The 21149-nt window shown below is 46.7% G+C and carries 18 protein-coding genes and 1 other RNA gene; 3 read left to right on the forward strand and 16 right to left on the reverse strand.

All coding sequences use genetic code 11. From position 1 onward, the window contains the following. Positions 1-191: 191 nt before the first annotated feature. Positions 192-650, forward strand: a complete 459-nt coding sequence (locus tag IX91_RS12070; RefSeq protein WP_004744947.1) for a DUF721 domain-containing protein — start codon at positions 192-194, stop codon at positions 648-650. A 91-nt stretch (positions 651-741) separates the two neighbouring features. Here the strand turns inward: IX91_RS12070 and lpxC are convergent, their stop codons facing one another. From lpxC to rsmI, 16 genes are all read right to left on the reverse strand, one after another. Continuing rightward, entirely contained in the window at positions 742-1659 is a 918-nt protein-coding gene (gene lpxC / locus IX91_RS12075) for a UDP-3-O-acyl-N-acetylglucosamine deacetylase (protein ID WP_004744948.1), read from the reverse strand. A gap of 97 nt (positions 1660-1756) precedes the next feature. Further along, positions 1757-2992 (reverse strand): cell division protein FtsZ, encoded by a 1236-nt coding sequence (ftsZ, locus tag IX91_RS12080; protein ID WP_004744949.1) that lies wholly within the window; start codon positions 2990-2992, stop codon positions 1757-1759. 30 nt (positions 2993-3022) lie between these two features. After that, positions 3023-4285, reverse strand: a complete 1263-nt coding sequence (ftsA, locus tag IX91_RS12085) for a cell division protein FtsA (protein WP_004744950.1) — start codon at positions 4283-4285, stop codon at positions 3023-3025. After that, complete coding sequence (locus tag IX91_RS12090) at positions 4278-5060, reverse strand: cell division protein FtsQ/DivIB (protein ID WP_004744951.1); 783 nt, start codon at positions 5058-5060, stop codon at positions 4278-4280. Before IX91_RS12090 ends, ftsA begins: the two co-directional genes overlap by 8 nt. Positions 5061-5245: 185 nt before the next feature. Continuing rightward, positions 5246-6706: a UDP-N-acetylmuramate--L-alanine ligase gene (murC, locus tag IX91_RS12095; protein ID WP_004744952.1), complete on the reverse strand. Its 1461-nt coding sequence runs from the start codon at positions 6704-6706 to the stop codon at positions 5246-5248. 11 nt (positions 6707-6717) lie between these two features. Then, positions 6718-7779, reverse strand: coding sequence for an undecaprenyldiphospho-muramoylpentapeptide beta-N-acetylglucosaminyltransferase (murG, locus tag IX91_RS12100; RefSeq protein WP_004744953.1), 1062 nt, complete (start codon positions 7777-7779; stop codon positions 6718-6720). Beyond that, complete coding sequence (ftsW, locus tag IX91_RS12105) at positions 7766-8962, reverse strand: cell division protein FtsW (RefSeq protein WP_004744954.1); 1197 nt, start codon at positions 8960-8962, stop codon at positions 7766-7768. The genes murG and ftsW overlap by 14 nt, the downstream gene beginning before the upstream one ends. A gap of 14 nt (positions 8963-8976) precedes the next feature. Next, positions 8977-10299, reverse strand: a complete 1323-nt coding sequence (murD, locus tag IX91_RS12110; protein ID WP_004744955.1) for a UDP-N-acetylmuramoyl-L-alanine--D-glutamate ligase — start codon at positions 10297-10299, stop codon at positions 8977-8979. 14 nt (positions 10300-10313) lie between these two features. After that, positions 10314-11396: a phospho-N-acetylmuramoyl-pentapeptide-transferase gene (mraY, locus tag IX91_RS12115; RefSeq protein ID WP_004744956.1), complete on the reverse strand. Its 1083-nt coding sequence runs from the start codon at positions 11394-11396 to the stop codon at positions 10314-10316. Next, complete coding sequence (locus tag IX91_RS12120; protein ID WP_004744957.1) at positions 11393-12751, reverse strand: UDP-N-acetylmuramoyl-tripeptide--D-alanyl-D-alanine ligase; 1359 nt, start codon at positions 12749-12751, stop codon at positions 11393-11395. The genes mraY and IX91_RS12120 overlap by 4 nt, the downstream gene beginning before the upstream one ends. Further along, the gene (gene murE / locus IX91_RS12125) at positions 12748-14232 is read right to left on the reverse strand and encodes a UDP-N-acetylmuramoyl-L-alanyl-D-glutamate--2,6-diaminopimelate ligase (RefSeq protein ID WP_038197142.1); all 1485 of its coding nucleotides are present in this window, start codon (positions 14230-14232) and stop codon (positions 12748-12750) included. The genes IX91_RS12120 and murE overlap by 4 nt, the downstream gene beginning before the upstream one ends. A gap of 11 nt (positions 14233-14243) precedes the next feature. After that, entirely contained in the window at positions 14244-15968 is a 1725-nt protein-coding gene (locus IX91_RS12130; protein ID WP_004744959.1) for a peptidoglycan glycosyltransferase FtsI, read from the reverse strand. Beyond that, positions 15965-16282 (reverse strand): cell division protein FtsL, encoded by a 318-nt coding sequence (gene ftsL, locus IX91_RS12135; protein WP_004744960.1) that lies wholly within the window; start codon positions 16280-16282, stop codon positions 15965-15967. The genes IX91_RS12130 and ftsL overlap by 4 nt, the downstream gene beginning before the upstream one ends. Positions 16283-16285: 3 nt before the next feature. Further along, positions 16286-17236 (reverse strand): 16S rRNA (cytosine(1402)-N(4))-methyltransferase RsmH, encoded by a 951-nt coding sequence (rsmH, locus tag IX91_RS12140; RefSeq protein ID WP_004744961.1) that lies wholly within the window; start codon positions 17234-17236, stop codon positions 16286-16288. A gap of 183 nt (positions 17237-17419) precedes the next feature. Next, positions 17420-17850: RNase P RNA component class A (gene rnpB, locus IX91_RS25590), an RNA gene on the reverse strand. Between the two features lie 202 nt (positions 17851-18052). Then, positions 18053-18916 (reverse strand): 16S rRNA (cytidine(1402)-2'-O)-methyltransferase, encoded by an 864-nt coding sequence (gene rsmI, locus IX91_RS12145; protein WP_004744962.1) that lies wholly within the window; start codon positions 18914-18916, stop codon positions 18053-18055. 63 nt (positions 18917-18979) lie between these two features. On the opposite strand from rsmI, the gene IX91_RS12150 reads away from it, so the two are divergent. Together IX91_RS12150 and IX91_RS12155 are read left to right on the forward strand one after the other, a co-directional pair. Then, positions 18980-20794, forward strand: coding sequence for a penicillin-binding protein activator (locus IX91_RS12150; RefSeq protein ID WP_038197144.1), 1815 nt, complete (start codon positions 18980-18982; stop codon positions 20792-20794). Continuing rightward, positions 20736-21146, forward strand: a complete 411-nt coding sequence (locus tag IX91_RS12155; RefSeq protein ID WP_050809762.1) for a YraN family protein — start codon at positions 20736-20738, stop codon at positions 21144-21146. The genes IX91_RS12150 and IX91_RS12155 overlap by 59 nt, the downstream gene beginning before the upstream one ends. Positions 21147-21149 lie beyond the last annotated feature (3 nt).

The following is a 21149-nucleotide window of genomic DNA, read 5'->3' on the forward strand; positions in this document are numbered from 1 at the left end:
TCAAGGCTTATATCACTATAAGTGGCGCATAGTTTATGAAATTTTGCCTCTTACAACCAATAACAAGGTGATTTGTTTGAAGCATTCTTTATTTTTTCTCGTTATATGATGGAAGTTTATTCGCATTAAGCTCTATCTTCGCTCTAGAGCATTGACTAAAATAGAGTTGTCGATTTGATTAGAGGCTCAACATGAGAGATCACCGCCCGACGTTAGGGGATGAGATAATCGGGGATTCGCGACTATCTCAATTGCAACAACATGCCAAAGAGATCATGTTGATCAACAAAGAACTAAAATCGATCCTACCAAGAGGAACGGAAGATCATTGCCGGGTGGCAAACATTCGCGATAACCAATTGATCCTCGAAGTAGCAAGCGCCGGGATCAAGATGAAAATTGATTACGAGCGATTGAGTATCTTGAATCAACTAAGATCAAAAGGGTTTGCTCGCTTGATTGCGGTAAGCGTTCAGATCAACCCTGAACTGTATCGAAGTAAGAATCGCAGTGAAGATAAGCCAAAACCTCGTGACCCAATATCCGGTACCGCAGCGCAGTATCTAGAAATGATCGCAACAGGTGCGTCGCCTAAAGTCAAAGCGAGATTAGAGAGCTTGGCAAAACTGGCTAAAAAAGATCAAGAGTAGCCGAGACAGGCAAGCAAAGCCTAAAGTTTATTTAGGAAAGGCCAGAAAACAAAAAAGCCAGACTTTCGTCTGGCTTTCTTAATCAATCTTGTTATGCCATAACCATGTTTGGTTCTGCAAATGCAACTGGAGATGTTGCTTCTTCTTCGAAGGTTACCCATTCCCATGCTTCTTGGTCTGCAAGTACTGAACGAAGCAATTGGTTGTTCAAGCCATGACCTGATTTATACGCACGGAACTCACCAATGATTGGGTGGCCGCACATGTAAAGGTCGCCGATAGCATCCAACACTTTGTGAGTAACAAACTCATTGTCAAAGCGCAGACCTTCTTCGTTAAGAATGCGGTATTCATCCAAAACAATTGCACAATCGAAGCTACCACCTAGACATAGGTTTTGTGACTGTAAGTACTCAATATCGCGCATGAAACCAAAAGTACGTGCACGAGAGATGTCTTTAACAAAACCTTGCGATGAGAAATCAAACAGTAGGTGCTGTTCATCAGATTCAATCGCTGGGTGGTTGAACTCAATTTCGAAATCCATGCGGAAACCGTTGAATGGTACAAACTCTGCCCATTTATCGTCATCTTCAAAGCGCACTGGCTTTTTAATTCGAATAAAGCGTTTTGGTGCATTTTGCTCTTCGATGCCTGCTTGTTGAAGCAAGAATACGAACGGGCTAGCACTGCCATCCATGATTGGAATTTCTGGTGCATCAACTTCTACGACGATGTTATCGATACCCATTCCCGCTAGAGCTGCGTTTAAGTGCTCAACAGTAGAAATACGTACACCTTCGTCATTAACCAGTGCTGTACATAGCATTGTATCGCGTACAGACTCAGGATCCGCAGGAAAATCAACTGGAGGATTCACATCGGTACGGCGATAAACGATGCCAGTATTTGCAGCAGCAGGGCGCAGAGTAAGCGTGACTTTACGACCAGAGTGGAGACCCACACCAGTTGTTTTCACTATTTCTTTCAGAGTACGTTGTCTGATCATCTACTTTGCCTCAGTAAAAATGCTACAAATCACGGTCAATTGTGACATTGACCGTGCATGCTACCACAAAATTGAACAGTGTCAAATTGTAGTTTTTTTAGTCAGCTTGACGACGTAAGAACGCAGGGATATCAAGATAGCCGCTTTCTTTATCTGCCTTAGGCGCTGCTGCACTTTGACCCGCACCCGAACCAGACGGTGTTGATGTCGTTGGCTGAGGAGTTACCTGAGGTTTTTCCTGCAAAGTTGGTGCCGCTTTTTCTTCCACTTTATTGACAGTCTGCTGAGCAGGTGCCGTTTGTGGTTGAGTCTGCGGTTGGGCAACAGGAGCGACTTTCGCTTTGCCACCCGCAACTAAAGTAATGTCAGGTTTCTTCTCGTTGCCAATACCAGTAGCAACAACGGTCACACGGATTTCATCAGCCATATCAGGATCTAATGAAGTACCGATTACGACTGTTGCGTTATCTGAAGCAAACGCTTTAACTGTGTTACCTACGGTCTCGAACTCATCTAGACGCATGTCTAGACCTGCCGTGATGTTAACCAACACACCGCGTGCTCCAGCAAGATCGATATCTTCTAGAAGTGGGCTAGAAATTGCCATTTCTGCCGCTTCTTCAGCACGATCTTCGCCTTTAGCAACACCGCTACCCATCATGGCATGACCCATTTCTGACATCACTGTTCTTACGTCAGCAAAGTCGACGTTAATCATGCCTGGACGAGTAATCAGTTCTGCAATACCTTGTACTGCATTCTTTAATACATCGTTCGCGCTAGCAAAGGCTTCAAGTAGTGTAATACCACGGCCAAGTACTTTAAGAAGCTTCTCGTTAGGAATCGTAATTAACGAGTCCACGTGCTTAGAAAGCTCTTCGATACCTTGCTCAGCAAAAGCTAAACGCTTTTTGCCTTCGAAGCTAAATGGCTTAGTAACTACAGCAACCGTTAGGATGCCTAGCTCTTTTGCCACTTCTGCAATAACAGGAGCTGCACCTGTACCAGTACCACCGCCCATACCAGCTGCGATAAATACCATATCGGCACCGTTTAGCTCTTCTTTAATGCGATCGCGATCTTCGAGAGCTGCGTCACGTCCTACTTGAGGGTTCGCACCAGCACCAAGACCTTTGGTCATATCACCACCAATCTGAATAACACTATTCACACTGGTTTTACGAAGCGCCTGAGCATCAGTATTAATACTAATGAACTCAACACCTTCGATGGATTCACGTACCATGTGTTCAACGGCGTTACCGCCACCGCCACCAACCCCAACGACCTTAATAACTGCGTCGTCAGACATTTCCATCATCGGTTCAAACATGTGTTATCTCCGTTTTTCCTGCCGCTCAGGTTAAAACTCTTTTTGTATCCAATTACGCAAACGACCAAACAACCCCGTTACTGACGAACGCGCTGGCTCGTTGTACTCAGTATCGTCGTCAATTTGACTGTCTCTCGCATAATGAAGTAAACCAACTGCCGTAGAATGATACGGCTCTTTTACATACTCTGTTAAGCCGATTACCCCGTGAGGTTTGCCGACTCTGACTTGGTTGCGGAAAACGCGTTCCGCACACTCGATAAGCCCTTCGGTTTTTGCCGCTCCACCGGTGAGCACCACACCTGCTGCTAGGTGATGTTTAATCCCTTCTTCGCGCAGCTTTTCTTGAACTGTATCGATGGTTTGATTAACCAGTCCCATAAGCTCAGTATAACGAGGCTCAATCACTTCAGACAGTGTCTGTCTTTGCAAACTGCGTGATGGGCGCCCGCCAACGCTAGGAACGTTAACCGTGTCATCTTTACTGACTAGCTCACTAAGAGCACAGCCATAGTTAACTTTAATCTCTTCCGCATCACTCACTGGTGTACCGAAAGCAAAAGCGATATCGCTTGTCACCGCATTACCGGCATAAGAGAACACTTCTGTATGACGTAGCGCGCCGCCAGTCCAAATGGAAACATCCATCGTACCGGCGCCAATATCTACCACACATACACCGAGCTCACGCTCATCTTCGGTAATCACAGCATTGCTTGCTGCTAAACCGGAATAAACTAAGTGTTCAACTTTAAGCCCGCAGCGCTCAACCGCTTTAATAATATTTCTTGCCATATCATTGTGACAAGAAATTAGGTGTACGCTGACTTCCATGCGCACTCCTGATAAACCTAGCGGATTTTTAATCCCTTCTTGGTAATCAATCGTAAATTCTTGAGGAATTACATGCAGAATGCGCTGTTCGTCACCTATTTTGATCGATTTTGCCGTATGGATTGCACGATCCATATCTTCTTGAGAAACCTCTTCATCAGAGATAGTTCCCATGCCTTTTTCAATACGGCTCGCAATGTGGCGCCCTGAAAGCGAAATAAAAACATTGCTAATTTGGCACTCGGCCATCAGCTCAGCTTCATCTACAGCTCGCTGGACGGACTTAACCACCGATTCAAGATCGTTTACGCCACCTTTATCCATCCCACGGGATAGGCAACTGCCTGCGCCAATAATGTTAATTTGACCATCAGGCAATACTTCGCCTACGAGAGCCGATACGGTAGCAGTGCCTATATCAAGACCAACAATAATGTTGTCATCAGCGGTCTTAGTCATCTGAAGTCTCTTGTGCTAACTCTTGTTCTGGGAACCATCCTATTGATGCTCCCGTATCATACCTGAGGTCTATGTAGCTCACTCGCTGAGTGTCACTACCCAAATTCTTGTAAAGCGAAATAAAGCGTTCTATCCGCTCTTCTAACGACTCTTTGCCTAGCTCTAAACGAATGCCATTATCGAGGATGATTTGCCACGCTCGACGATCATTTAAAACTAACGATGTGATCATTAGGTTAAGTGCTTCAAATCGCGGGCTAATGTCTCGCCATACCTGAAGAACTTCTTCACTAGTGCCTTGTGGGCCGTATAGCTTGACGCGTTCTTCTTCCAGTTTGCCCATATCACCATCAAAAACCTGACCGTAATCATTGAGCAAAGCATTCCCATTCCAGATCGCCTCTGCATGGTGCTCTGTCAGAAAAACTTTAACCGTGTCTGGCCACTGCTTACGAATAGAGGCATGAGAAACCCAAGGGATCGATTCCGCCATGTTCTGCAATACATCCACATCCTGAGACATAAATGTACCGACATGCTCAAGACGAGCAAAAGCTCGTTGAACATCTAAAGCAGATACATAGTGTAATTCGCCCTGAAGCACGATTTTTGAAAGGGGTAGACGTTGGTCGTCCCACATCCAAGTAATCGTTGAGTAGAGGAGAGAGCCAATTAACAACAAGACCACCAGCAAGAAACTACCACCGAGGGCATGCTCTTTTACTAGTGGCATAGCGGTTAAACGACGGCCTTCATTAAAAGCACTTTTAATCAAAGTCCATAGTCCTTGCCATTAGCTCGCTTATTCTTTCCCTATCCCAATTCGTATAATAGAGGCAAAAGCACTTACTTTAACCTTCGGATTATACTGGCGTCCTAGAAAGTATCAAACACTGAAAGTGATAAATCGCTACTTAAAATGCAATAAGTGACGCAAATACCCAAAATTCGATGTTTTAACTAGGCCTGAGTCATCTTATCGATACTTAACTCAAAAGCAGCAAGCTGTTTAGCTACTTTACCGACATCACCCGCACCCTGAGTTAGTACTAAGTCACCATCTTGTAAAACATTAGCGAGAACTGAAGGTAACGCCTTGCTTTCAGGGACAAAAATTGGATCAAGCTTGCCACGACTGCGAATCGTACGGCATAGAGCCCGACCATCTGCCCCTGCAATTGGTTTCTCACCTGCCGAATAAACATCGAGCATGATCAGAACATCCACTTGCTCTAAAACATTGGCGAAATCATCGTAAAGATCGCGCGTTCGGCTATAGCGGTGAGGTTGGAAGATCATCACTAGACGCTTATCTTTCCAACCATTACGTGCTGCTTGAATGGTCACATCGACTTCTGTCGGGTGGTGTCCGTAGTCATCAACCAACATTGCCTGACCATTACCCGTGTCAAACTCGCCCAGATGGTCAAATCGACGGCCTGTGCCTTGTGTGCCCGCCATCGCATTCAAAATCGCTTCGTCTGCAATGTCATCTTCGGTCGCAACCGCAATCGCGGCTGAAGCATTCAAGGCATTGTGGCGTCCCGGAATATTCAGCGTAATATCGAGGTCAGCTTTACCTTGACGGATAACCGTGAACTTACCTTGCTGACCTTCCTGACGGTAGTTATCAATGCGTACATCCGCATCTTCAGAGAAACCATAGGTAATCACTTGGCGACTGATCTTCGGCACTAATTCTCGTACAACAGGATCGTCAATACAAACAATCGCTTGGCCGTAAAATGGCAGATTATGTAAGAAATCGATGAAAGTTTGCTTTAAGGTCTCGAAATCCCCACCATAAGTATCCATATGATCCGCTTCGATATTAGTTACGATGCTCACCATAGGTTGAAGGTGTAAGAAGGACGCGTCGCTCTCGTCTGCTTCCGCAATCAAGATACGGCTAGAACCTAAGCGCGCATTGGTACCTGCACTCTTAACCAATCCGCCGTTGACGAAGGTTGGATCGAGACCAGCTTCTGAGTAGATCTGAGTAACTAGTGCTGTGGTGGTGGTTTTACCATGCGTCCCCGCAACCGCAATACCGTGGCGGAATCGCATCAGCTCTGCCAACATCTCAGCACGGCGAACCACAGGAATACGCGCTGCTCGCGCGGCAATAATCTCTGGGTTCTCTTCGTTTATCGCTGTTGAGACGACAACAACGCTTGCTTTAGCAACGTTCTCTTCTGCATGGCCGATATAGACAGTGGCACCTTTTTGCGTTAAACGCTCTGTCACCGGGTTTTCAGCAATATCTGAACCTGAGATTTGGTAGCCTTCGTTAAGCAGCACTTCTGCAATGCCACTCATCCCTGCACCACCAATGCCGATAAAGTGAATACATTTCACGCGGCGCATCTCTGGCACCATAGCGCGAATTTGAGCTAAATCTTGAGTATGTTGAATTGTCATGAATCTTCTCGTTATTTCGTCAGTGCAACAATGGCTTCAGCCACCACTTTATCTGCATCTAACTTAGCAGCCCTACGAGCCTCGCTCGCCATAGCCTTTAGTTTGCTTCGATCCAGTGCCTTAATCTCAGACACTAGCTTGTCAACCGTCAGTTCAGGCTGCTCAATCATTTTTGCTGCGCCACATTCTACCAAGTGGTCAGCATTTAAAGCTTGTTGTCGGTCTTTATGCATAAATGGGATAAAGATTGCACCTACCCCAGCAGCAGAGACCTCTGATACCGTTAACGCACCTGAGCGGCAAACCAGTAAATCTGCCCAGTCATACGCCTTGGCGACATCGTCAATAAACTCGGTTACTTGTGCATTTTGCACATTATTTGCTTGGTATGCCTGCGTCACTTCATCGCGGTTGTTCTTGCCTGCTTGGTGGCGAATCTCAAACTCATCGCCTAGCTTAGCCATTACATCAGGTAAGGTGCGGTTAAGTATTTGCGCGCCTTGGCTGCCACCCATGACTAGAATACGTACTTTGCTATCACGCTCAGCCATGCGTTGCTCAGGCTCGCTAATTGCAACCAAATCTTCTCTCACTGGGTTGCCAACAACCTCAGCATTAGGAAATGCTCCTGGGAACGCTTGAAAAACCTTCTTGGCAATCTTAGACAACCACTGATTAGTTAAACCCGCGACAGCATTCTGCTCATGCAGCACCACAGGAATACCCAGTAGCCAAGCAGCAATACCACCCGGCCCGCTAACGTAGCCGCCCATTCCTAGCACAGCATCTGGCTGCCAACGCTTCATATGCGCCCTAGCCTGCATAATTGCATTTAGGATCTGAAAGGGTGCTTTAATCAAGCGAGCAATACCTTGACCTCGTAGACCTTTTACCTTGATAAAGTCGATCTCAATGCCATGTTTGGGCACTAGGTCGGCTTCCATTCTGTCTGCGGTGCCTAACCAGCGAATCTCCCACCCTTGAGATTGAAGTTGTTTAGCAACCGCAAGACCTGGGAATACGTGACCGCCAGTACCACCAGCCATCACCATTAATCGTTTATTCTTTTTCATCGTTATCTGTGTTTTGTTGTGTTTCTGCACTGGCTATACGGCATTCATAATCAATGCGCAGCAATATCGATACAGCGACTGACATAATGATCAAACTTGAACCACCATAACTGATCAGTGGTAGTGTTAAACCTTTGGTTGGCACCATACCTGCCGCAGCGCCAACATTCACTAAGGTTTGAAAAGCAAACCAAATACCTATACCAAATGCTAGGTAACCGCCAAACAGCTGGTTGTTGTCAAAAGCTTTGCGGCCAATAAATATCGCTTTCAGCACCAAACTAAAAATCAGCATCAAGATTAAAACCACACCCACATAACCCAACTCTTCGGCCAAAACGGCGAATACAAAGTCAGTATGTGCTTCTGGTAAGTACTCAAGTTTTTGGATTGAGTTACCAAGACCTTGACCAAACCACTCTCCACGACCAAACGCCATTAACGACTGGGTCAACTGGTAGCCACTGCCGAACGGGTCTTCCCACGGGTCGAGGAATGAGGTGACGCGGCGCATACGATAGGGCTCGATGTAAATCAGAGTGGCAACCGAGAGCAGTCCAACCACCATCAAAGCCAGAAACTGAGTGAGTTTAGCGCCGGCGATAAACAGCATGCCAAACAGAGTCACCAACATTACGACCACTGTACCTAAGTCTGGTTGCAGTAGCAGTAGACTGGCTAAGGTAGCAAAAACAATAATAGGTTTAATAAAGCCACCGAAAAAGCTCGACCTCACTTCTTCATTTTTACGTACCAGATAACCGGACATAAAGATAAACAGCGATAACTTAGCCACCTCAGCGGGTTGTAAGTTAAACAAGCCAAGAGGGATCCAACGTGATGCCCCATTTACCGATTTACCCGCCACCAGCACAACGAAGAGCAGGAATATCGATAGCAGCAACAACCAAGTGCTGTATTGCGCCCACCGCTTAGTAGGTACTTGTAGGATTACCGCAGATGTCGACAGCGCCAAAACCAGAAAGATGGCGTGGCGGAACATAAAGTGGAACGGTTGATCTGTTAAGCGTGAGCTAATTGGGAAAGAAGCAGAAGTCACCATCACTAAACCTGTTAGCATTAGGCCTAATGAAATCCATACCAATTGACGGTCATACAAAGCCTCGGGTGAAGCTGAAGTCACCCAACGTTTAATACTGCCAAAGACGTTTTGAATCTGCATATATCTCGGTGAATTTAAGCGTAAGCTTTTGCAAGCTCGGTAAAGGCATCGCCGCGAGCCATAAAATTATTAAACTGATCAAAGCTCGCACAAGCAGGTGATAATAGCACCATATCACCGGATGAAACTTGAGTGGCAACCCATTTGATGATTTCGTGCATGGTATCAAAACGTTTCGCACTACTGTGTAGCGGCATAAACTGTTCGCCATCTTCACCAAAGCAGCACAGCTGTACGTTGAGCGACTTTAAAATCGGGGCAAGTTCAGAGAAATCAGCACCTTTACCGACACCACCAACTAACAAGTAGAGTTTACCTTCAAGCTCTAATCCTGCTAACGCTGCCATTGTGCTAGCAACATTGGTCGCCTTAGAATCATTGACCCACTTAACACCTTGATTATCGGCAACAACCTGGCATCTGTGTGTCAAACCGTTGTAAGACTTAAGTGCGGATAGCCCTTTCGCCACATCAACTCCAGCTTCGGTCAGCAGAGCTAAAACGACTAAAGCATTGGCGACGTTATGTCGACCAACTAAGGAAAGATCACTACTGGCACAAATAGGCTTGCCATCGATGGCTAGATATTCTGTCTTTTCGTGTTCTAGGAGTGAGAAGCGCGTCGCTTGGTTAAGACTAAACTCGACTAAATTACTGGCCTGCTCAGGATAGGTAGCTCGGTCATCAGCATTCACAATACAAGCACTAGCATGATTGAAAATACGCAGCTTAGCTTGACGGTAATCCTCCATCCCTTGGTAGCGATCCATGTGGTCTTCGGAAAGATTAAGGAAAGCCGCCGCTCTCGGAGCGAGAGATGAGGTGGTTTCAAGTTGGAAGCTCGAAAGCTCCAATACATAAAGGTCAGCGTCTTGCCTTAGCAAATCTAAAGCAGGCACACCAATATTGCCGCCAACTCCAACCTTTAAACCAGTCGCTTGAGCAACTTGACCAGTCCAGTCAGTCACAGTGCTTTTACCGTTTGATCCAGTAATCGCAATGACTGGCTTGTTGACTTGCCAAGCAAACAGTTCGATATCACCAACGACGAGAATCTTGGCATTAATGACTTGCTCAATCTCTGGCAGCGCAAGCGCTATACCTGGATTAGTCACTACCAAATCTGCGGCCATCAACCACGCTTGATTCCAGCCCCCTGAGTGCAGTTCAACACCTTCAGGCAGAGAGTCTCTGCCCGGAGGATTATCTCGGGTATCGATAACTCGAATATCAAGTGTTTTAGGTAATTCTTGCAAGTGTTTAACGACAGAGAGCCCGGTAATACCGAGCCCTACAACCACCACTTTCTCAATACCTTGCCAGCGGTCAATGGTCATTGTGTATGATTTCCTTATCGAACTTTAAGAGTCGCTAGACCAATAAGCACGAGAACAATAGAGATGATCCAAAAACGTACAATCACTCGTGGTTCCGGCCAGCCTTTTAGCTCGTAGTGGTGATGGATAGGCGCCATGCGGAAGATACGTTGACCACGTAGTTTGTATGAACCAACCTGAAGAATCACAGACAGAGTTTCCATAACGAAAACACCGCCCATAATAACCAAAACAAACTCTTGACGAACCAGTACCGCGATAGTGCCTAGTGCGCCGCCCAAGGCTAATGAACCCACATCACCCATAAATACTTGAGCTGGGTAGGTGTTAAACCATAAGAACCCTAATCCGGCGCCAACAATTGCCGTACACACAACCACCAATTCAGAGGCTTGCGGAATGTGTGGTATATGCAGGTAGTTAGCAAAGTTCACGTTACCTGTCGCCCAAGCAATGGCGGCAAAACCTGCGGAAACCAGTACGGTCGGCATAATCGCTAGCCCATCGAGACCATCGGTTAAGTTCACTGCATTACTGGTACCTACGATAACGAAGTAGGTAAGAACGATGTACATCAGTCCTAATTGAGGCATCACTTCTTTAAAGAAAGGCACCACTAATTGAGTCGCGGCGGTATCTTTACCGTGAGCGTATAGAGCAAAGGCTACCACTAGCGCAATCGCCGATTGCCAAAAGTACTTCCATCGGGCAATCAATCCATCGGTATTCTTGCGCACCACTTTGCGATAATCATCAACGAAACCAATCGCCCCATAGCCAAGCAGTACCGCAAGTACAGCCCAAACATAAGGGTTCGACAAATCAGCCCAAAGCAGTGCCGTGGTCACGATGGCGGTCAAAATCATGATACCGCCCATGGTCGGCGTACCACGTTTACTAAAGTGAGATTCTGGCCCTTCGTTACGCACAACCTGACCAATTTGCAGCAGTTGCAAACGTCTGATCATAATCGGGCCCATCCAGAGTGAAATGCCGAGTGCGGTTAACACACTGACAATCGCACGGAACGACAGGTATTCGAATAATCGGAAGAATGAAAAATATGGCTGTAGCAGCTCAGCAAGCCAAATAATCATGTATGCATCTCCTTGACAGCAGTAGCAATTTTGCTCATTCCTGCACTATTAGCCCCTTTGACTAACAGTGTTTGAGCTTGTTGACTCTGTTCAATCTGCTGTTTTATATAATCAATCATGCTTTGGTGATCTTCAAAATGAATCCCACCACACTCTTCACTGATCGCTTTTGCGTCAGCACCATAAGTAAGCACGTGTTCAAATTTGAATGGGGCAGCATGTTCCCCGACTTGACGATGAAGTGCAAGACTTTCATCACCTAACTCGGCCATATTACCCAAAATTAACCAACGTTCTCCGCTAAAGCCAGAAAGGAGATCAGCAGCCGCTTTCATAGCAGGTACGCTGGCATTGTAGCTGTCATCGATAAGCTTGACCGTCTCACTTAACTCAACTAACTCAACACGGCCTTTTACTTTGCTGAGTTGAGCCAACCCGCTTTTAACCAACTCAAGCGATGCACCAAGTTCTAACGCTAGTGCGGTTGCAGATAGCGCATTCGCCACATTGTGCTGACCAATAATGCCAAGCTTAACTTCAACACTGCCAATCGGTGCCACAAGCGTAAACTGCGCCTCACCCACTTCATTGAGTGAGATGTTGCTGGCAAAGTAGTCCGCAGAAGCGTCCTTGACCGAGAAAGTCTTGATGGTTTTGTCTGCTAATACGGCTTGCCAATAGTCACCACCATGACTATCAAGGTTAACAATCGCAACAGAACCCGCTTTTAAACCTTGGTAGATTTCACCTTTAGCTTGCTTTACCCCATCCATCGAGCCAAAGCCCTCAAGGTGAGCAGCGGCAACATTATTAACCAGTGCGACATCAGGCTGAACCAGTTGGGTGGTGTAGGCAATTTCACCAATGTGATTTGCCCCCATCTCAATCACAGCAAAATCATCTTCTGGCGTTGAACGTAGCAAGGTCAGCGGAACACCAATGTCGTTGTTGAAGTTTCCAGCCGTGAATAACACGCGGCCTTTCTGCTCCATAATACTGGCAACCATTTCTTTTACTGTGGTCTTACCGCAGCTCCCCGTAATAGCAACGGTTGGCGTTGAGCAAGTGTGGTGCACCAGAGAACCAAGTTGACCAAGAGCAAGCTTAGTATCTTTAACGAGTAATTGAGGTACATCAGCTTCAACAATGCGGCTCATCAATAGAGCTCCTGCACCTGATTCCACTGCCTGAGCGGCAAAATCGTGCGCATCAAATCGCTCGCCAACTAAAGCAATAAACAATGCGCCAGTTTCAATGGCGCGCGTATCGGTTGATACTGAATTTATCACTAAATCATTACCGATCAGTTCAGCGTCCAGCGATTCGGCAATCTGGCTTAACATCAAAGAAATCATGCATTGTTCTCCAACAGTTGCTGTGCTGATTCACGATCGGAGTAGTGAAGCGTTTCGTTAGCCATTACTTGATAATCTTCATGACCTTTACCCGCAAGTAAAATGATGTCATCAGACTGACTATTCTCTAAAGCATATTTCAGCGCATCAAACCGGCTGTGCTGTACGATTGCGCTGTCAGGGTTAGTCATGCCTGCGAGCATATCTTGGACAATCTGTTGCGGTGATTCACTGCGAGGGTTGTCATCGGTAAGAATGATATGGTCCGCTAAGCGCTCACCAATTTCCGCCATCATCGGGCGCTTACCAGTATCGCGATCACCGCCACAACCAAAAATAGCCCAAAGCCTACCTTGGCAGTGAACTCGGAGTGCTTGCAGGGCTTTTTCAAGTGCATCTGGTGTGTGAGCGTAATCAACGACAACCTTGGCTTTTTCTTTGCTAGCAAACAGCTCCATACGGCCAATCACAGGCTTTAGTGAACGTGCCGTTGCAATCAACTTTTGCTTATCAATACCAAGACAAAGCAAAGTCACCATAGCGAGTAAGACATTATTGGCATTGAATTCCCCAATAAGAGGAACACTGATCGTGCCTGAACCAAATGCGCCTGCAAAATCGAGGGTAATACCCGATTCAGAGTAACTAACTTGCTCTGCCCACACTGTACGTGGATGATCACTCGGCTTAAGGGTAACCGCAATGGCATTGTCTAGGCGATTGAACCACTCTGCTCCAACCGGATCATCAATATTGAGCACCGCTTGCTTGCAGATATGTTGGCTAAATAGCGAGAACTTGGCTTCTGCGTACTCTTCCATCGTACCGTGATAATCTAAGTGATCACGGCTTAAGTTAGAAAAAGCACCAACCTCAAATTCCACGGCTCTAACACGCCCTTGAACCAAACCATGAGAAGAGACTTCTAAAGCGGTATAGTCAGCGCCTTGTTGCTCCAACGAATGTAACGTTTGAAGAATCTCAATCGCACTGCCCGTGGTGTTTTTCGCCACTTTAAGATCGGCAAGAAAACCGTTGCCTGTGGTACCCATCACCGCCGCTTTTTTCTCGACAAGATCAAGCCACTGAGCAATTAACTGAGTAATGGTGGTTTTACCATTGGTGCCAGTGACACCAATGAGCTTATTGTTAGTCAACGGATACAAACGCTTGGCAAGCGCAGATAAATGCTGCCCTAAGTTGCCAAGATAGATCACAGGAACATCACCTTGCAGTTCAACCTGACCATGTGGATGAGACTCACACGCCTCAGCAATAATTGCATTTGCGCCTTGCTCGATAGCGATTGGAATAAAATGTCGTCCATCGACTGCATGCCCTTTTACCGCCACAAAGGTTGAACCTTGCGAGACATTTCGGCTATCAAGTTCTAGGCTCTGAACAATCACACTTGCCCCTGGGCGGTTAGAGATATCCACCCACGGAGAAAGTAACATGGCTAAGGTCAGTTCCTTCGACATAGTAAACTCACTTAATCTTGTTTAAATCTATTCTCATCAGGGGCCACGTTGAGAATTTGCAACGTGCCCTTCAAAATTTCAGCAAAGACAGGGCCTGCCACTGAACCACCATAGTAGTTATCACCTTGTGGTTCATTGACTACCACCACTAGCGCTACCCTCGGGTCACTCGCTGGAGCGACACCTGCGGTATAGGCGAAGTACTCGTCACCATAGCCACCAGCAATTGCTTTACGTGAAGTACCTGTTTTCGCCGCAACGCGGTAGCCAGGTACCGCAGCCTTAGTCGCAGTACCACCCGGTTGAGTCACTGTCTCAAGCATATTGAGGACTTTTTGCGCATTGTCGTGATCAATGACCTGCTTAGATAAATCTTGCTGATTGTTTTCGATGATATGAATTGGCTGGTACTCACCAAGGTTACCTAGCGTCGCATAGGCGTGAGCAAGCTGAAGAGGAGTAATGGTCAACCCGTAGCCGAACGACAGTGTCGCAATTTCAAACTTCGACCAGCGGCGACGATTAGGGAAAATACCTTGCGTTTCACCGACCAAGTTCAGACCAGAAACTTCACCAAAGCCGACAGAGCTATACATACCTAGCAAAGCTTCAAGCGGCATCTCTAAGGCGAGTTTCGCCACACCAATGTTACTCGACTTCTTTAAAATGGTTGTTAGGTCAGCTTTGCCGACTTTGGACGTGTCACGTACACGGCTTCCGCCAATTTGCATAATACCGTTGCCGGTATCAATCACCGTATCATCATCAGCAACACCATTTTCTAACGCAGCAAGCACAACAAAAGGTTTAACCGTTGAACCCGGCTCAAATGCATCGGTAATCACTCGGTTACGCATTTTTGCTGACTGAAGGTCTGCGCGGTTGTTTGGGTTATATGAAGGAGCATTGACCATCGCCAACACTGCACCTGTTTTTACATCAAGAATTACCGCAGAGCCAGACGTCGCTCGATAGTCAGCGACCGCTTGCTTTATCGCGCGGTAAGCAATCGCCTGAATACGCTGATCAATGGTCAGCTCTAACGGCTTGCCTTCTTCACGCTCTTCAAGAGAGATGTTCTCCACTACGCGACCATAGCGATCTTTACGTATAATTCGCTTACCCGCTTCGCCCGTGAGCCACTTATCGTAACTGCGCTCAACGCCTTCAAGGCCATGGCCATCAATCCCTGTCACACCAACTAAGTGAGCACTAACTTCACCTGCTGGATAGTAGCGTCTCGATTCGGCTTTCAGACCTACGCCGGATAGCTTTAACTCACGAATGTAGTGCGCCATAGCAGGGCTTACTTGACGCTGCAGATAGATAAATCGCTTGCTCTTGTTACGGTTTATTTTGTCGATTAAGCCTTGGCGCTTTAGACCAAGAACATCTGCGAGAGCATGCCAGCGGTCGACATCTACTAACCCGCCAGCTTTAAAAATGGCAACCGGATCAGCCCAAACGGCTTCAACCGGAACACTTACTGCCAAAGGCTCGCCATTACGATCTGAAATGATGCCTCGTGCCGAATGGAGTGTCTTTGCTCGGATTGAGCGCAGATCACCCTGCTTGATTAAGTTGTCTGGTTCAACTATTTGGATGTAAGCAATACGGCCAGCAAGCGCTGCGAAAGCACAGAATACGAAAAATAGCACCAAGTAGAAGCGCCAACGGATTAACGTCGCTGGCGGCTGCTCGGTTTTAGACTCGACAGGTTTAACTTTTTTGCTCATGGAAGGTTGATAATGACTTCTTTATCTGAATCTGGGCGCTTCATTTCTAGCTCCTTCTTAGCAACAGCTTGTACGCGGCTATGCTCCGCTAAGGCTGTTTCTTCGATAAGCAGATTACGCCACTCATTGTCCAATCTTTCACGCTCAACCAGTGCCTGATCCTTTTCGGTAATTGCCTGACGAGTGTGATGGGTAGTAAAAACCACCCCCATCGCGCTACTAAAAATCAGTACCAATAAAATCAGTGGCACTCGACCAACACTCAAAAGATCGAGTGCTATCAGTTTTGCGAGATTAGGAGCAGGCTTACTCATGGTTTATAGCTTTTCAGCCAAGCGAAGCACTGAACTACGTGAGCGAGCATTCACTTCCACTTCTTGTTTAGAAGGTTTGATCGCTTTGCCTACAGGTTTCAGGTTGGCACTGCCTAACGCTTTAATTTGATCTTCCGTCATAGGAATACCATGAGGTACCTCAGGCCCTTTACTCTCTTTGCGAATAAAGCGCTTAACCATACGATCTTCTAACGAGTGGAAGCTAATTACTGATAGGCGACCTTGAGGAGCCAATATACTTGCTGCACCTTTAAGTGCCGTATCAATCTCTTCTAACTCACTATTGATGTAGATTCGGAACGCTTGGAATGCACGAGTTGCTGGGTGTTTCTTCTCTTTAAAGCTCTTTGGTGCAGCTTCAGAAATTAGTTTAGCCAGTTGACCTGTGCGAGTTAACGGTTCGTTCTCTTCGTTTTCACGGTAAGCAACAATCGCTTTAGCAATGCGGCGAGCATGTTTATCTTCACCAAACTCACGAATCACCCAAGTAATATCATCAAGGTCAGCTTCCAATAGCCATTGAGAAACTGGAATGCCTGAGGTCGGGTCCATGCGCATATCTAGCGGCCCGTCTTTCATAAAACTAAAGCCACGCTCTGCGTCGTCCAACTGGGGTGACGACACACCAAGATCAAGCAATACACCATCAACTTTACCGACCAGATCGTACTCAACGGCATATTCAGCCATACCCGAAAATGGACCATGAATAATAGTAAAACGCGGATCATCAATCTTGTTCGCTTCGGCGATAGCTTGTGGGTCGCGATCAATACTGTATAGGCGACCGTTTTCACCGAGCTTTGAGAGAATTGTACGGCTGTGACCACCGCGACCGAATGTACCGTCAATGTAAATACCGTCTGGTTTTATTGCTAAACCATCGATCGATTCATGAAGGAGTACAGATATGTGTTTAAATGCTTCGGTCATAGTTATCTCATGTGGCTGACGCATTGACGAATTCAGATTCTCCAGTGTACTGATTTAATGGCTTATCGCCACCACTAGCGAGTGAGAACACGTGATTTTGCGCTAAGTTTAATAGTTAGAAAATAAATTTGGTCAATAAAAAGCAAAAAACCCATCATAACAAAGTTACGATGGGTCTCGAATAGGTGGAGCCGACACATAAGCCGGGTTCTGTTCCGCTTGCGCGGCGGTAGCCATTCGTCTAGGCCAGCAATCACTCACTGGCTCGAGCAACCTACCCGCCTCCTTACGCGAGCAACGCAATGTGGAGGCCTATTTGGTCTTGCTTCAGGTGGAGTTTACCCTGCTACGAACTATTGCTAGTCGTCCGGTGCGCTCTTACCGCACCCTTTCACCCTTACCTGTTCCCTTACGGGCCATCGGCGGTCTTCTCTCTGCTGCACTTGTCGTGGGCTTGCGCCCCCCAGGCGTTACCTGGCACCTTGCTCTATGAAGCCCGGACTTTCCTCCCCTTTGTCAGTCTCCCGAAGGACGTCAACGTCAGTCTCCTAAAAGGACCTCAACGTCAGTCTCCCGAAGGACATCAACAAAGCAGCGACTACCCAGTCGACTCCGAGGGCGGATTGTATAGAGTTCAGAGAGCAGTGTCTAGCGAGATCACAGATTTGCTGCAAACGGAGGGTTAAGTGGTCAGAAAGTAGACGAGAACGCTAGCGCTATGGAAAGCGGGATCGGGCTTCGTCCTTCGAGAGTCGAGAAGTAGATATTAGAGCCGAGAACACATCTTCTCGATTCTCGACTCTAATTTCTCGAATCTTATTCCAAGTTCTCCAATCCCCACTTATACAGCGCATTCTTTTTCAGGTTGTAAATTTCTGCCGCCATCGCTGCCGCTTTCTTTAATGGCAACTCTTTGGTCAAAATGGTCACCGTGCGCTTAACTTCTTCAGGGATTGAGTCATCTTCTGATGCGCGGTAGCCATGAATCAGCAGCGCCATTTCACCTCGTTGCTGATTAGAGTCCGCTTTGACCCATTCAACCAGTTCACCTAGCGGCATACCTTGGATAGTTTCGAAGGTTTTAGTCAGCTCTCGCGCTAATACCACTTCTCTGTCTGGGCCTAAGATTTCAAGCATGTCGTCGAGTGAGTCTAAAATACGGTGTGGAGACTCATAGAACACACAAGTACGCTCAACTTTTGCGATTTCAAGGAACTTGTCCTTACGGCCCTTACTCTTAGCGGGTAAAAAACCTTCAAAGCTAAAACGATCAGAAGGTAAACCTGACGCACTTAATGCGGTGATAACTGCACAAGCACCAGGTAAAGGGACAACTTTTACTCCCGCCTGACGACATTGAGTCACAAGATGGTAACCTGGATCACTAATTAAAGGTGTACCTGCATCAGAAACTAATGCGATCGAGTGTCCAGCTAACAATTTATCGACTAACACTTGCGCTTTTTGCTGTTCATTATGATCATGAAGGGCAAAAGTTTTAGTTTGAATACTGAAGTGAGACAATAGTTTACCAGTATGACGAGTATCTTCAGCAGCAACGAGGTCTACATTGGATAAAACTTCAATCGCTCGTTGAGTTATATCGCCTAAATTACCAATCGGCGTAGGCACGATATAGAGAGTTGGAACCTCAGTTGGTAAGGTTTTGTTATCTGTCATTTGTTTACCATCACTTCAACGATTAATATAGACACAATCTTATACGGAATTAATAAAGAACTCATGGCCATGAATAACCACAAGCGTCTAAGTGTAACACGCTTACTGACTCCTGTAGCACTTGCTGTCACATTGGCAGCGTGTTCTTCTGCTCCTAAGACGCCGCGAAGTGTCGATATTACCTTAGATCCCAATCAATCGGTGCAAACCTATCTAATGCGCGCAGACAGCAGTCAGGGGAGCTTGCAAAATGATTGGCTAATCATGGCACTTAAAGCCTCTATTGACTCAGGTGACCTTGTTCAATCTGAACTTTTAATCAAGCGTTTGGCTCGCCAGTCTTTAAACGACATGCAACAAGCTGAGTGGCAACTCGCCCGTGCTGAACTGCTAGTCACTCAAGGGAACCATGCGGAAGCGTTACAAATACTTAACTTTAAACCATCATGGCAGCTAGGCGAAGATCAATGGCTTAACTACCACCAGTTGCGCTCCTCACTGTTTACCAAGCAGGGTGACTTCTTCAACGCGACACGCGAGCTCTCGTTGAGTAGCCAATATCTTCCAGAAAGTGAGCAAGCTTTTGTTGCACAAGGAATTTGGAACAACCTTACTCAGTACTCCGCTTCGCAAATCGAAACCCTAAAGCAACAAGAGTCTGACCCGGTAATCTCCGGTTGGCTTGAGTTAACGGGTCTGACTAAGACTTTGGCGAACAATCTACCACAGCTAAAATCTGGCCTTGAACAATGGCTGCTAGACAACCCAACTCACCCTGGCACTACCTACACACCGCAAGCAGTGACTGATATTCTCGCGCTCGAAATCACTAAACCAGTAAACACTGCCTTGCTACTGCCACTCTCTGGCAAGTTTGCCAAGCAAGCTCAGTTGATCCGCGACGGATTTATCCTTGAAATGATGAACGACGGAGAGCGGGATGAAAACGCCACACTAACGGTCATTGATACCAACGCTACTTCTATCGAAGAGCTTGAAGCAACATTGGTAGAAAAACAGATTGATTCAGTGGTCGGCCCGCTATTAAAAAGCAACATAGAAAAACTACAGCAAGCTCAAGCCAGCTTTGCCAACCCACTCCCAACGCTGGCACTTAACATTCCGGATGAAGTTGAAGCGGGTAACAACACTTGCTACTTAGCCCTATCGCCAGAGCAAGAAGTGGCACAAGCGGCTAAGCATTTAGCCCAGCAAGGCTACCAATACCCGTTAATCCTTGCGCCACAAGGGCGTTTGGGGTCACGAGTTGTCGAAGCGTTCGAGCAAGAGTGGCATAAGCACAGTGAGAATAAGGTTGCGGTAAACCTCTTCGGTGACAAGCGTCAACTCCAACGCGATATCAACAAAGTATTTGGCTTGCAAAGTAGCCAACAACACATTGCTCAGATGGAATCACTACTCAGCATTCCACTGGAAAGCCAACCGCGTAGCCGCCGTGATATCGATGCGGTTTACATAGTCGCAAACGGCTCTGAACTTACGCTGATTAAGCCATTTATTGAAGTAGCGATTAACCCTGATACAGTGCCACCTAAACTCTACTCGAACTCACGCAGTAACAGTGGTCGCCAGCAATACGAAGATCTTTCGGGTGTGATGTATAGCGATATCCCGCTACTGATTCAACCTGATGCCGCATTGAAAGCTCAAATAGACCAACTTTGGCCAAAAGATTCCAATGCCGAGAAGCGCCTTCAAGCATTGGGAATGGATGCTTACCGTTTAATGGAGCACCTACCACAAATGAAAGTCGTGCATGATTACACGGTTGATGGCAACACGGGTGTGTTGAGCATCAATGAAGATTGCATCGTCCAACGTGAAATCAGCTGGGCGGAGCACAGTGCTACTCAGTAAGCGCGCTCAGGGGCAACATTACGAAGCTGCAGCTGAAAAGCATCTTATCAGTTGCGGCTTATCGCCAATTGAGAGAAACTTCCTTATCAAAGGAGGCGAACTCGACCTGATTATGAAAGATGGCGAGACGATCGTTTTTGTCGAAGTTCGCTACCGTAAAAGCCAAACTTATGGACATGCTGCGGAAACAGTGACCGCCAGCAAAATGAAAAAGCTCATCAAAACCGCCACGCTGTGGCTGAGCAAAAACGGCTTATCTATCTATTCAACCGATTTTCGCTTTGACTTAGTGGCTATCCATCAGCAAGGCGAGCAAATCGAGTGGATCAAAAACGCAATTACTCAAGGATAATCA

This window comes from Vibrio tubiashii ATCC 19109 (genome assembly GCF_000772105.1).
In the GTDB taxonomy this organism is placed as follows: domain Bacteria; phylum Pseudomonadota; class Gammaproteobacteria; order Enterobacterales; family Vibrionaceae; genus Vibrio; species Vibrio tubiashii.

Excerpts from the sequence above, each read along its gene's own strand:
- ftsZ (WP_004744949.1), bottom strand. The coding sequence starts at position 2,992 with ATGTTTGAACCGATGATGGAAATGTCTGACGACGCAGTTATTAAGGTC.
- IX91_RS12070 (WP_004744947.1), top strand. The coding sequence starts at position 192 with ATGAGAGATCACCGCCCGACGTTAGGGGATGAGATAATCGGGGATTCG.
- murG (WP_004744953.1), bottom strand. The coding sequence starts at position 7,779 with ATGAAAAAGAATAAACGATTAATGGTGATGGCTGGTGGTACTGGCGGT.
- murE (WP_038197142.1), bottom strand. The coding sequence starts at position 14,232 with ATGTCGAAGGAACTGACCTTAGCCATGTTACTTTCTCCGTGGGTGGAT.
- ftsW (WP_004744954.1), bottom strand. The coding sequence starts at position 8,962 with ATGCAGATTCAAAACGTCTTTGGCAGTATTAAACGTTGGGTGACTTCA.
- IX91_RS12150 (WP_038197144.1), top strand. The coding sequence starts at position 18,980 with ATGGCCATGAATAACCACAAGCGTCTAAGTGTAACACGCTTACTGACT.
- IX91_RS12120 (WP_004744957.1), bottom strand. The coding sequence starts at position 12,751 with ATGATTTCTTTGATGTTAAGCCAGATTGCCGAATCGCTGGACGCTGAA.
- IX91_RS12155 (WP_050809762.1), top strand. The coding sequence starts at position 20,736 with ATGAAGATTGCATCGTCCAACGTGAAATCAGCTGGGCGGAGCACAGTG.
- mraY (WP_004744956.1), bottom strand. The coding sequence starts at position 11,396 with ATGATTATTTGGCTTGCTGAGCTGCTACAGCCATATTTTTCATTCTTC.
- rsmH (WP_004744961.1), bottom strand. The coding sequence starts at position 17,236 with ATGACCGAAGCATTTAAACACATATCTGTACTCCTTCATGAATCGATC.
- ftsL (WP_004744960.1), bottom strand. The coding sequence starts at position 16,282 with ATGAGTAAGCCTGCTCCTAATCTCGCAAAACTGATAGCACTCGATCTT.
- murD (WP_004744955.1), bottom strand. The coding sequence starts at position 10,299 with ATGACCATTGACCGCTGGCAAGGTATTGAGAAAGTGGTGGTTGTAGGG.
- rsmI (WP_004744962.1), bottom strand. The coding sequence starts at position 18,916 with ATGACAGATAACAAAACCTTACCAACTGAGGTTCCAACTCTCTATATC.
- murC (WP_004744952.1), bottom strand. The coding sequence starts at position 6,706 with ATGACAATTCAACATACTCAAGATTTAGCTCAAATTCGCGCTATGGTG.
- IX91_RS12130 (WP_004744959.1), bottom strand. The coding sequence starts at position 15,968 with ATGAGCAAAAAAGTTAAACCTGTCGAGTCTAAAACCGAGCAGCCGCCA.
- ftsA (WP_004744950.1), bottom strand. The coding sequence starts at position 4,285 with ATGACTAAGACCGCTGATGACAACATTATTGTTGGTCTTGATATAGGC.
- lpxC (WP_004744948.1), bottom strand. The coding sequence starts at position 1,659 with ATGATCAGACAACGTACTCTGAAAGAAATAGTGAAAACAACTGGTGTG.